We start from the raw sequence: 12,265 nt of genomic DNA on the forward strand, positions 1-12,265 counted from the left end.
AATTAAAAATTTTAACCTGAAAAATTTGCAGATTAACATAGAACATCGGGGCTATCTTACAAGCTTTGTTACAAAGTCTCTTTCAACCAATCAAAAAATTCACGTTGCCATACCAATCCATTTTGAGGATGAAGCACCCAGTGATTTTCGTTCGGGAAGTATAAAAATTTAGTTTTCAAACCTTTTAATTTTGCAGCTTGGAAAGCTTCTTGACCTTGCTCATAAGGTACACGGAAATCAATTCCACCTTGGATAACCATAATTGGTTTGTTCCAATTAGCTACTTTTTTAATAGGGTTAAAATCGGTGTAAGCCTTAGGCGTTGGATTTTTCCAATAAGGTCCACCCAAATCCCAGTTTGCAAACCACAATTCTTCCGTCGTTCCGTACCAAGATGTCATATCGAATAAGCCATCATGCGCAATAAAAGTTTTGAATCTATTCTCATGTACACCCGCCAACATAAACACCGAATATCCGCCGTAACTAGCGCCAACTGCTGCAACACGATCTTTATCTACATACGGAAGTGTTTTAGCAAAATCCGTAGCAGCAAGATAATCACGAATTGGTTGTCCTCCCCAATCGCCAGAAATATATTCGTTCCATTTGGTTCCCCAACCTGGCATACCGCGACGGTTAGGCGCTACAACGATATAATCGTTAGCTGCCATCAAAGCGAAATTCCATCTTACAGAATTGTATTGAGTTAACGCCGATTGCGGACCACCTTGACAATATAGAAGCGTTGGATACTTTTTGTTCGGATCAAAATTTGGTGGATAATGGAACCAAACGCCCATCTCTTTACCATCCGAAGTTTTAACCATTTTAAGTTCAGACTTACCGAAAGTTAATTTTGCGTAGTTATCTTTGTTAACATCGGTGATCTGTGACAATTGCCCTTTTATTAATTCAACATTAAAAAGATCCGCATTGTGATTGATATCCACTTTAGAAACTACTAAACCGCTTTTAGTTTGAGCAAAAATATCATTAACGTCAAATTGACCATTCGTAACTTGATTGACTTTTCCACCTTTCGCATCAACAACAAAGAGTTGTTTAGTCCCGCGATAAGCCGCTGTAAAGTAGATACTTTTAGAATCTGCACTCCAAAATGTCGAACCAGACACCGTTTCGTCCCAAGCTTCCGTTAGATTTTTTTTGGTTTTAGACTTCCAATCCATAACGATAATGTCATTTTTGTCTGCCTCGTAACCATCGCGTTTCATGCTTAACCAAAGTAAATTTTTACCATCGTTACTAAAACTCGGGGCAACATCGTAACCCATCATTCCTTCTGTTAAATTGGTGGTTTGGCCAGTTGCTAAGTTGTAGGCGAAAATATCTGTATTGGTACTTTGCGCGTAGTCTGCACCACTTTTAGCTTTGGTTACATACAGCAATTCTGTAGAATCTGGACTCCAAACGAAATCCTCGCTTCCACCAAAAGGTTTCTGCGGCGAATCAAACTTTTTACCTTCTAATAAATCTTTTGCTTTATCTGACGAATTGGATGTGTTAACTACAAAAACGTGATTGTATTTTCCGTCATTCCAAGCGTCCCAATGTCTGTGGTTAAGATCTGTGTAGATTTGTCCTGTAGATTTTGGTGTATCAACATATTTGTCTTTAGCCATTAAATTCTCTACTAAAACAGCTTTGCTAAACGCCACCTTTTTTCCGTCTGGAGAAATTACAATATTCTCTGCATCAGTACCAATTGTATAGAATTCTGTCCAAGTTTTGCCCGCATCTTTTGACAACACAATTTTATTACCTTCTTGCGCGTACAAGCCATTTTTATCCCATTGGATAACCGCACGTTTTCCAAAATCAACTTTCTCTGCCGATTGATTGAGCAAATTCATAAAATAAGTAGAAGAATTTGATTTTTCTGTTTTCAAATCCGTTTTACTGACTTTGTAGATTAGCGAAGATTGATCTGGAGAAACTGCCTGAACGCCTAATTTATTAAGTGTCCATAAGATTTCGGGCGTTAATTTTTGCTGTGCATTCATCATAAAGGGCGCAACAAGCGCAACGATAGTATGTTTTAACTTCATGAAACTATTTTTTCTTTGTAAGCACGAATTTATTAATTATAAATTTAAATAATAGTAAATAAGCATAGTAAGTCAGATTTTAATACCAAAAATTGAAAATATTAAATTTTGATTTCAATAAATAAATATTTATCATTATATTTGCCACTCAAAATTTAAAATTACATGGGCACTATATTTACGCTATTTATGGTATTGATTATGATTGCATGCGTGCTGTTAATCATTATTATTATGGCTCAAAACCCAAAAGGTGGCGGTCTTTCAGGAACATTTGGTGGTACTTCTTCAGCAACTTTTGGAGTACAAAGAACCAATGACTTTATGGAAAAAGCAACTTGGACATTAGGAATTTTCATCGCTGTGATGATTATTTTAAGCATTGTTGTTACTGGTAAACCAACAACTACTTTCCAAGCGCCAAAAATGCCAACTAAGAAAGAAGTACCTGCACAAGGTCAAGCACCAGCTAATCAAACAGCTCCTGCAACACAGGCACCTGTTCAAAAATAAACTAACTACATAGTATATATAAAGCGATTGATTTTTTCCAGTCGCTTTTTTGTTTTTAAAATAGTTGATGGCATTATTTTAGCACCAAAGAAAAGTTGTTTTAATTATAAATATGGAAGCAAAAGCTCTTCGAGTTTCGTTGATAGTAGGTGCCACTTTTTTAATGGAAAATCTAGATTCCACAGTAATTACGACTGCGCTTCCACAAATGGCAAAATCTTTTGGCGCCGATCCGCTTCACATGAGTATTGGGGTTTCTGTCTATATTATAATGTTAGCCGTTTTTATCCCAATTAGTGGCTGGATCTCTGAAAAATTTGGTGTTAAAAAAGTTTTTGGAACTGCAATTCTTGGCTTTTTGGTTGCTTCTGCGCTTTGTGGGATAAGTCAAAATTTGACAGAATTCACTCTATCTAGAGCTTTACAAGGCTTCTTTGGAGCGATGATGGTTCCTGTAGGACGACTTTCGGTTCTTAAAAACACGGAGAAAAATGATCTAGTCAGCGCCATCGCATTTATTACTTGGCCTGGACTTATTGGTCCCATTCTCGGACCTTTTGTAGGAGGATATATTACGACCTATTTCAGTTGGCACTGGATCTTTTTCATTAATATTCCGTTGGGACTTTTGGCTTTCTTTTTAACCATGAAATACATTCCCGATACGAACGAAAAAACGGACAGAAAACTTGATGTTAAAGGATTTGCATTAAGTACGATTGGGATGATTGGATTTATGATGGGTTTAGAAAGTTTTACGAATGATATGCTGCCAGTTTATTATTCGGTACCATTGATGATATTTAGTATTTTGGTGTTTTATATTTTTTATTTACATACCAAAAAAGTTGATAATCCACTACTCGATTTTTCCGAATTAAAAACCAAAACTTACGCAATTACGATTTACTCTGGTTCGATAACAAGAATGGTTATTGGGATGGCGCCTTTTTTAATGCCATTAATGTTTCAAGTTGGATTTGGGTTGACAGCCTTCGAGTCTGGAAGTTTGCTAATGGCAAGTATGATTGGGAGTTTAGTAATGAAACCCTCAACAGTTTGGATCACTCGGAAATTTTCGTTCAGGAGAGTTCTAGTAGCCAATACTATTTTACTTAGTTTAACATCTTTTGCAATGCTGCTCCTCTTCCCAGATACGCCGCATTGGATGACCATAACAGTATTGTTTATTTCAGGATGCGTTCGGTCGATGCAATTTAGTAGTCTTAATACTTTAGCCTACGCTGACATCCCGAAAGAGCGCATGAACAACGCAAATACATTATATAGCACAGCTCAGCAAATGACTTTAGGAATGGGAATTACGCTTGGTGCATTCTCGTTAAAAACTGCAAGTCTTTTTCATGGTACTGAAGGTCATTATAGTGTTAAAGATTTTCATTTAGCTTTCGCGATTATTGGCGTTCTTGGCTTGGTAACACTTTACGAATATCTAAAATTATCAGATCGCGATGGCATCAATGTCAGAAATATGAAAAGCCGAAAACGTGCGAAAAACGATTTACACAAAACGCATTAACCAATTTAAGTTGCATTAAAAAACAAAAAAAGAGAAAGCTAACTTCCTCTTTTATTATATTATTGATTAGAAATAAACTTCATTAGATCTCGTCTTCCTATCTCAAAATCAAATGCATCACCGACAACGAAATATTGATTTTTATCAACGCAATTTTCGTATAATATTTTTGCTACATCCAGTCGATTACTGTCAAACGAAAACGGTTTTAGTAACATTGCAATTTGATTTGATGTAAAATTCGAAGCTCGGAGTTGTTGAAGAATGAACTCCTTTTTATCTTTATCAAAAGCCGCATTTTTCAGCATTGTATTATAAAATTGTTGAAACAATTGATTGTTCATAACGCCACTGTTGTTGAAATTTGGAGAAGTAGGTTGATTCCATCCAGAATTATATGGATTATTCCAAACATCATCCCACTCGTTAAAGCCATACATTTGTCCTTGTACAGGATACGAATCCAGCAAAAACAAACCTTTATTGGTAAAGAAATCCAAAACCATTCTACTGTTATTCGCCACCCTTAATTGAGTTCTATAAATTAAGTAACCATTTGTATAAATTGATACGGGAGTCTTACCAGAACTTAAATCAAAGAAACGGTATTTTCCTGAAGCATTACTTACCACTTGATCACCAACTTCTACTGTGAAATAGCCATGTTCAGGGATTCTTAAAAATACTTCCGAGTAGCCATAGTTTTGGTTCCAACGATAATTATTTGTCGACCTTGTTCCTGACGATCCATTGCTTCGACCATAATCATTACTATTATTTCCAGAGTTTCTTTGTCCGTTATTTTTTGAAGAACCTCTTTCACCACTTATCTCGCCAATATTATTTCGTTGTTGCATTTCGGAAGTACTCGCTTCATTTTTCAGCAATTCTCCAGATCGTCCAGCTTCTTGGGTAAAAGTTTGTAAGCTGACAGCTAAAATTAAAAATGTAAATATCTTTTTCATGACTTTTAAAATTTAGGTTTACAATTTTCTATATTCTACAAATGTGCCAAAAACCAAGTATTTTAGGACCTTTAAATGAATAATTTAATATTTTTAGTAAATCATTTTTTTTAACAAAATTCAATTTAACTCTCAATAAAAATTATCATCAAAGCAAATTTCAAAACAAAAAAAGAGAAGTCAAAACTGACTTCCCTTTATAAATATTTTGATTTTAAAAAATCTTACATATGGATTGCTCTTTTTCCTGTAGCGTCCAGAGCAGCTTCTTTTACAGCTTCTGCGTAAGTTGGGTGTGCGTGAGACATTCTTGTTAAATCTTCTGCACTTGCACGGAATTCCATTGCGGTAACACCTTCAGCAACCAAATCGGCAGCTCTTGCACCAATCATGTGGAAACCAAGGATTTCATCTGTTTTTGCATCAACAATAATTTTCACGAAACCATCAGTATCACCCGAAGCACGGCTTCTTCCTAAAGCTCTCATTGGGAAATTACCCACTTTATACTCAACACCAGCTTCTTTCAATTGCTCTTCAGTTTGTCCAACTCCAGCAACTTCTGGCCAAGTGTAAACAACGCCTGGGATTAAATTATAATTGATGTGTGGTTTTTGACCAGCCAAAGTTTCGGCAACGAAAACACCTTCTTCTTCAGCTTTGTGAGCCAACATTGCACCTTTAATAACGTCACCAATTGCATAGATATTTGCAACGTTTGTTTGAAGATGATCGTTTACTTTTACTCTTCCTCTTTCGTCCAACTCAACACCAGCATTTTCTAATCCAAGTCCGTCTGTGTAAGGTTTTCTACCCACAGAAACTAAACAATAATCTCCTTCGAAAGCAACTTCTTCACCTTTTTTGTTTTTAGCAGTAACTTTTACGCTATCACCATTTCTTTCAACACCAGAAACTGCTGTAGAAAGTTCAAACTTCATTCCTTGTTTTTTCAAGACTTTTTGAAGTTCTTTAGACAAAGATCCATCCATTCCTGGAATAATTTTGTCCATATATTCAACCACAGTTACTTGAGAACCTAATCTTAAGTAAACAGAACCTAACTCAAGACCGATAACACCACCACCGATTACGATTAAGTGTTTCGGAATTTCTTTTAAGTTTAAAGCTTCAGTAGAAGTGATTACTCTTTCTTTATCTAATGTGATAAATGGCAACGAAGATGGCTTAGAACCTGTTGCAATAATCGTATATTTTGACTCGATAGATTCCGCAGAACCATCGTTTTTAGTCACTTTAATTTTTGTAGCCGATTCAAAACTTCCTACACCTTCAAAAACGGTGATTTTGTTTTTGTCCATCAAGAAGCTGATTCCTTTCGTCGTCATATCAACCACTTCGTTTTTACGAGCGATCATTCTTGCTAAATCTGCTTTTGGCTCGTTGATGATAATACCGAAATCTGCAAAATCGTGTTTTGCTTTTTCGAAATGCTCAGAGCTATCCAAAAGTGCTTTCGAAGGAATACATCCTACGTTAAGACACGTTCCACCCATAGTTGGGTATTTTTCGATAATTGCTGTTTTGAAACCCAATTGCGCCGCACGAATTGCAGCAACGTATCCACCAGGACCAGAACCGATTACGGTAACATCAAATTGTGACATTATATATTTTTTATGTTAATACTTTTTAAGCGTTACAAATTTAAAGATAATATACAGCATCGCCAACTGAGATTGCGCAAAATTTTGTTAAACCTTCGATAGATATTATAAATTCCCTAAAACTTGCTCGTATTTTTTCATGATGATGTCTTTCGAAAATCTTGAAAGTATCGAATTTCGAATTGAATTTGCATCATGTTCTTGTTTTAAAACCTTTAAAATATCTTGTGCAAAATCCTCGTGATTTTCAATATTTGAAACTTCGCCGTTGATTCCACTATGAACAATTTCGTTAATTCCTCCCGGACAATTATTGGCTAAAGAAAAAGTTCCGCAAGCGCCAGCTTCCAACAAAACATTCGGGAAACCTTCATAGCGAGAGGATAAAATAAATAAATCTGCAAACTTTAAAAACTGATACGGATTTTCTTGTCTTCCGTGAAAAGTTACATTTTTAAGTCCAAGCAGTTCTTTCATCTCATGGAGCATTTCTTTATCGCATCCATCGCCCAAAATATGAAGCAAAATATTTTCATTTTTCAATCTTGAAAATACTTTTAATAAATTATCAAAACCCTTTCTCGAAGAAAGATTTCCAATGGCTACTACGTTTTTAAAATTGGTTTTAAAACTTTCTGGACGTTGAGACGATTTTAATTTTTCACCAATAAAATCAAAATCCACAGGATTATTTATTTTGACAATTTTATTGGATTTAATATCAAAATTTTTGAGTAAATCCTGCACCATATCATCACTTTGACAAATGATGCTTTTGTAACTGTTATAAAATTTATAAAAAAATCGAATTTCCTTTCTGGTAACGTGTTCCGAAACTACATTGGTTTCCCTAGCAATGAATTTCGTTTTCGGAAAAAGCTTGATAAACAAGGATAAGTAAGCATTGACTTCACCAAATCCAGAAAAAACAATATCAGGTTTTCTTTTTCGAATTTCCTTTAAAATTGGTCGAATCGAATGTCGAATGCGTTTTGTATTGAGGTCAATAATTTCTACATCACTTTTCACATACCGCAAATAGCCTCCTTCTTTACGCAAAAGCATGATTTTTGGTTCAAACTTTTCGCGTGGAAGATGGTTGGCAAGTGTCATCACAATGCGCTCAGCACCGCCAGTTTCCAAATCGGGAAGAATGAATATTATTGAATTTTTTTTCATCATTTCAAAGATAAAAAAATAAACGCTCTACTCGATTAGTAAAGCGTTTATTTAATATTTTAAAACAAATTAGTTAGCAACATCGCTAATAAATTTAATTCTTAACATTCGGATTTCTTCATCAGAAAGGTCGTCACCAAATTCGGCTGTTAAAACTTTCATCGAGTCACTCTCGGAATCTTTCATAAATTCCATAAATTCTTCAACAATGTCTTCATCAAAATTATCTTCGATGTAGTAATTAACATTCAATTTAGTTCCCTGGTATACAATGGATTCCATTTCTTTAAGAAGCTCATTCATTGTTAAATTTTTGGCTCTCGCAATATCTTCGAAATCTAATTTTTTATCTGTATTCTGAATGATAAAAACCTTGTGACTCGCCTTGTTGGCCACTTGTTTCAGAACCATATCTTGCATACGCTCGATATTGTTTTCTTCGACATATTTTTTGATGAACTCCGCAAAATCTTTTCCGTACTTTTTGGCTTTACCTTCGCCAACGCCATAGATTTTAGCAATCTCTTCCAAACTCGTTGGATATTGCACCGTCATATCTTCCAAACTCGGATCCATGAAAACCGTGTATGGCGGAATTCCTAGCTTGTGCGCGACTTTTTTACGAAGATCTTTTAGTTGCCCAAACAAAACTAGGTCGAGTCCACCACCAGCTTGCACTTGGACTTGCTCGGATTCGGACTTTTTGGTTTGTGCTAAATCATATTGTCTATCTTCCGCAATGAAGAATTGTTCTTTGCATTTGCCTTCAAGCATATCATTACCTTTTACAGACAACTTCAGAACGCCATAAGTTTCGATGTCTTTTTTAAGATATTCTTGCACCGTTGCTTGGCGAATAATCGATTTCCAATAATTATCGCTTTGCTCCTTCCCGATTCCAAAAGCTTCTGTTTTTTCAAGTTTGTAAGACTTTGTAACCGCAGTTTCTTTTCCTGTAATTATTGAAATCAAATCCTTGGTGCGGAATTTTTCACCCAAATCTTTTATCAGTTTTAAAACAAAATTTAAATCTTTGGTAGCTTCAATTAGATTAGGAGGATTAACCGAATTATCACACATTTTGGCACCATCACCTTTTACAGGATCAAACTTTTCTCCAAAATAATGCAACAAATATTGACGTCGACTCATCGAAGTCTCTACATAACCTACAACCTCATTCAAAAGTTGAAGTCCAATTTCGCGTTCAGAAACTGGTTTTTGAGCTAAGAATTTTTCTAATTTCTCAATATCTTTTGGATCGTAAAATGCCAAACAATAGCCTTCGCCGCCATCTCTCCCAGCTCTACCCGTCTCTTGATAATAACTTTCTAAAGATTTTGGAATATCATAATGAATAACAAATCGAACGTCTGGTTTGTCAATTCCCATTCCGAACGCGATGGTTGCGACAATAACGTCGACTTCTTCCATCAAGAATTTGTCCTGATTGGCAACTCTTGTTTTTTGGTCAAGTCCCGCGTGATACGGCAAAGCATTGATGCCATTAACCTGAAGAAGCTGTGCAAACTCCTCTACTTTTCGCCGGCTAAGACAGTAGACAATTCCAGATTTGCCTTTATGTTGATTGATGAATTTTACAATTTCTTTATCTACATTAACTTTTGGCCGGATTTCATAAAACAAATTGGCTCTGTTAAAACTTTCTTTAAAAACAACAGCATCGTTCATTCCCAAAGTTTTTTGGATATCATCCTGAACTTTTGGTGTTGCAGTTGCTGTTAAAGCCATCACAGGAACGTTCGCAATTTTGTCAATAATACCTTTTAAGTTGCGATATTCTGGACGGAAATCGTGTCCCCACTCCGAAATACAGTGCGCTTCATCAATGGCTACAAATGAAATTTTAACATCACGAAGAAATTCAACGTAATCTTCTTTAATCAAAGATTCTGGCGCAACATATAGTAGTTTTGTTTTCCCAGATTTAATATCATCAAAAACTTGCTTGGTTTGTGCTTTATTAAGTGATGAGTTAAGAACATGCGCCACGCCACTTTCCTCAGAAAGTCCATTAACAGCGTCAACTTGGTTCTTCATCAAAGCGATAAGTGGCGATACAACGATCGCTGTGCCTTCCGAGATTAATGCGGGTAGTTGATAACAAAGCGATTTTCCACCGCCTGTTGGCATCAATACAAAAACATCTTTCGATGCCAATAATGTACTTACAATCTCTTCTTGCTGACCTTTAAATGTTGAAAAACCAAAGTATTTTTTTAACTCCTTTGATAAGTCGATGTTCTTTATATCCATCCTTTAGTTTTGTTTACTAAATTTGCACAATAAATCAAAAATGACTTCAATTATTAAAGAATAACATTTTTGCTAAACTTTAAAAGCTTAATAGCTGACTTGATGTACTAAAGTTACTAAAGCTAATTGAAAAAACCAAAAATCTATTTTTTTGGGAACGTGAAGATAGCAAAATTTAATGTGATTCTAAAATAAATAATGAAGCTTAATAATTAAGTAACATGAATCTTCTTTCACTAGCAAAAGATGCCCTATCCATCGAAATCGCCGAACTTGAATCACTTAAAAATAGGTTGGATGACAGTTTTGTAAAAGCCGTTGAAAGCATCAATGCAGCCTCCGGAAAACTCATCGTAGTTGGCATCGGTAAATCTGCGCACGTTGGGAACAAAATCGTAGCAACACTTAACTCAACTGGCACGCCAGCGCAATTTCTACATGCTGCAGAAGCCATACACGGTGATCTTGGTGTTATCCAAAAACAAGACGTTGTGCTTTGCATATCGTATTCTGGAAACTCTCTAGAAATCGTTAATCTTCTTCCCTTTTTAAAAGATTATTCTTCTTGTTTAATCGGGATGACTGGAAATCCTGACAGCAAATTAGGAAAGGCATCTGCTATAATTTTGAATACGCATATTGACAAAGAAGCCTGCCCAAACAAATTAGCGCCAACAAGCTCTACAACAGTCCAAATGGCTTTGGGCGATGCGCTAGCAGTATGTCTTATGGAACTAAAAGATTTTAAAGATATCGATTTTGCAAAATTCCATCCAGGAGGAAGTTTAGGAAAAAATTTAACAGCAAAAGTTGAACAATTTGTTTCGCAAACCAAACCAGAAATTAATCCTGAAGCCACAATTCGAGAAGTTATTATTTCGGTGAGTGCTTCCAAACATGGTATAACCGTCGTGACAGAACACGGAAAAATTCTTGGTGTGATTACTGATGGCGATTTGCGAAGAATGTTATTAAATCAGGATGATGTGTCAAAAGTTATTGCAAAAGATATTATGAGCAAAAATCCCAAAAATATAGATAAATCCGAACTTGCAAAAGACGCTATGTACATTCTTAAAAATAACAATATCGGACAACTTATCGTAACGGATAACGGACAATATTATGGTATTATCGACTTACACAAACTTTTGGATGAAGGGATAATATAGAATTTCGAAAAAAGTCATATAAATATATAACAATAAAATAGTTAATTTCGCAGTCACAAAATTGCATTAACAGGAATAGAAATTAATGAGCGAAGAAAAAGAAATGTCCTTTCTAGGACATGTTGGAGAACTAAGAGCGCATCTTGTGCGATCAATAATAGCTATTATTGTCGGTGCACTTATTGTTGGTTTTAATATTAATTGGATTATGGATCACATATTTTTTGGTCCAACAAGTAATGATTTTCCGACTTTCCGATTGATAAATCATTTTTCGAAAATGTTTACTGGTGAAGAAAGCATCCATCTTCCCGACACGTTTAAAATTCAACAAAAGCAATTATTCCAACAGTTTAATGTAATGATGGCGGTTTCTATTTTTGGCGGAATTGTTATCGCATTTCCGTACATTATTTGGGAAATTTGGAGATTTATAAGTCCAGCTTTACTTCCTAAAGAAAAAAGAAACTCAGTTTTTTATATCAATAGCATTTGGATTTTATTTATTGCTGGTGTTTTAACAGGTTATTTTTTAATTCTGCCTTTAGCTATTAATTTCGGTTTACTATTCACAGTTTCGGAAAACATTGTTCAACTATTTGATTTAAGTGACTACACAACGCTTTTCTTACAAGTTGTGTTAGGAATGGGCTTGGTATTTTTGTTCCCCATTATCGTTTACATATTGACAGCCATCGGGATTTTAACACCGAAATTCTTAAAAACTTATCGTCGTCACGCCATTGTTTTAATCATGGTTGTTGCTGCGATTATTACGCCTGCTGATGTGCTAAGTATGATGGCGGCGGCCTTACCGTTATTATTGTTATATGAATTTAGTATTTTGATGTCAAAATATGTATACAATAAAATCGAAAAAGAAAACAAGCGAGATTTGATGAAAACCTCAAAATAAAATTAA

At 35.3% G+C, this 12,265-nt stretch carries 9 protein-coding genes; 4 read left to right on the forward strand and 5 right to left on the reverse strand.

The window, feature by feature from the left end:
- Window positions 1-68: 68 nt before the first annotated feature.
- Window positions 69-2,069 carry a S9 family peptidase gene (locus tag RT037_RS09170; RefSeq protein ID WP_313030242.1) on the reverse strand — a complete coding sequence of 667 codons (2,001 nt, stop codon included), beginning with the start codon at window positions 2,067-2,069 and terminating at the stop codon, window positions 69-71.
- A 165-nt stretch (window positions 2,070-2,234) separates the two neighbouring features.
- On the opposite strand from RT037_RS09170, the gene secG reads away from it, so the two are divergent.
- Window positions 2,235-2,582 carry a preprotein translocase subunit SecG gene (gene secG / locus RT037_RS09175; RefSeq protein WP_313030246.1) on the forward strand — a complete coding sequence of 116 codons (348 nt, stop codon included), beginning with the start codon at window positions 2,235-2,237 and terminating at the stop codon, window positions 2,580-2,582.
- Window positions 2,583-2,694: 112 nt separating this feature from the next.
- Window positions 2,695-4,122, forward strand: a complete 1,428-nt coding sequence (locus tag RT037_RS09180) for an MFS transporter (RefSeq protein WP_313030249.1) — start codon at window positions 2,695-2,697, stop codon at window positions 4,120-4,122.
- A 59-nt stretch (window positions 4,123-4,181) separates the two neighbouring features.
- On the opposite strand, the gene RT037_RS09185 is transcribed toward RT037_RS09180, so the two are convergent.
- The 4 genes from RT037_RS09185 to recQ form a co-directional block, all read right to left on the reverse strand.
- Window positions 4,182-5,087, reverse strand: coding sequence for a DUF4476 domain-containing protein (locus RT037_RS09185; RefSeq protein ID WP_313030253.1), 906 nt, complete (start codon window positions 5,085-5,087; stop codon window positions 4,182-4,184).
- A 224-nt stretch (window positions 5,088-5,311) separates the two neighbouring features.
- On the reverse strand, window positions 5,312-6,715 hold the full coding sequence (gene lpdA, locus RT037_RS09190) for a dihydrolipoyl dehydrogenase (RefSeq protein ID WP_312324763.1): 1,404 nt from the start codon (window positions 6,713-6,715) through the stop codon (window positions 5,312-5,314).
- 105 nt (window positions 6,716-6,820) lie between these two features.
- Complete coding sequence (locus RT037_RS09195; RefSeq protein ID WP_313030339.1) at window positions 6,821-7,894, reverse strand: glycosyltransferase; 1,074 nt, start codon at window positions 7,892-7,894, stop codon at window positions 6,821-6,823.
- Between the two features lie 69 nt (window positions 7,895-7,963).
- Complete coding sequence (gene recQ / locus RT037_RS09200; RefSeq protein ID WP_313030258.1) at window positions 7,964-10,171, reverse strand: DNA helicase RecQ; 2,208 nt, start codon at window positions 10,169-10,171, stop codon at window positions 7,964-7,966.
- A gap of 221 nt (window positions 10,172-10,392) precedes the next feature.
- Between recQ and RT037_RS09205 the strand changes: the two genes are divergently transcribed.
- Window positions 10,393-11,343, forward strand: a complete 951-nt coding sequence (locus RT037_RS09205) for a KpsF/GutQ family sugar-phosphate isomerase (RefSeq protein WP_313030262.1) — start codon at window positions 10,393-10,395, stop codon at window positions 11,341-11,343.
- An 85-nt stretch (window positions 11,344-11,428) separates the two neighbouring features.
- A complete protein-coding gene (tatC, locus tag RT037_RS09210; protein WP_313030265.1) occupies window positions 11,429-12,259 on the forward strand; it encodes a twin-arginine translocase subunit TatC in 831 nt (276 codons plus the stop codon).
- The last annotated feature ends 6 nt before the right edge of the window (window positions 12,260-12,265 follow it).

This window comes from Soonwooa sp., assembly GCF_032062245.1.
Lineage (GTDB): Bacteria > Bacteroidota > Bacteroidia > Flavobacteriales > Weeksellaceae > Soonwooa.

What these genes read in the sequence shown, in the direction of transcription:
- secG (WP_313030246.1), top strand. Translation starts at nt 2,235, where the DNA reads ATGGGCACTATATTTACGCTATTTATGGTATTGATTATGATTGCATGC.
- lpdA (WP_312324763.1), bottom strand. Translation starts at nt 6,715, where the DNA reads ATGTCACAATTTGATGTTACCGTAATCGGTTCTGGTCCTGGTGGATAC.
- tatC (WP_313030265.1), top strand. Translation starts at nt 11,429, where the DNA reads ATGAGCGAAGAAAAAGAAATGTCCTTTCTAGGACATGTTGGAGAACTA.
- RT037_RS09205 (WP_313030262.1), top strand. Translation starts at nt 10,393, where the DNA reads ATGAATCTTCTTTCACTAGCAAAAGATGCCCTATCCATCGAAATCGCC.
- RT037_RS09185 (WP_313030253.1), bottom strand. Translation starts at nt 5,087, where the DNA reads ATGAAAAAGATATTTACATTTTTAATTTTAGCTGTCAGCTTACAAACT.
- RT037_RS09195 (WP_313030339.1), bottom strand. Translation starts at nt 7,894, where the DNA reads ATGAAAAAAAATTCAATAATATTCATTCTTCCCGATTTGGAAACTGGC.
- recQ (WP_313030258.1), bottom strand. Translation starts at nt 10,171, where the DNA reads ATGGATATAAAGAACATCGACTTATCAAAGGAGTTAAAAAAATACTTT.
- RT037_RS09170 (WP_313030242.1), bottom strand. Translation starts at nt 2,069, where the DNA reads ATGAAGTTAAAACATACTATCGTTGCGCTTGTTGCGCCCTTTATGATG.
- RT037_RS09180 (WP_313030249.1), top strand. Translation starts at nt 2,695, where the DNA reads ATGGAAGCAAAAGCTCTTCGAGTTTCGTTGATAGTAGGTGCCACTTTT.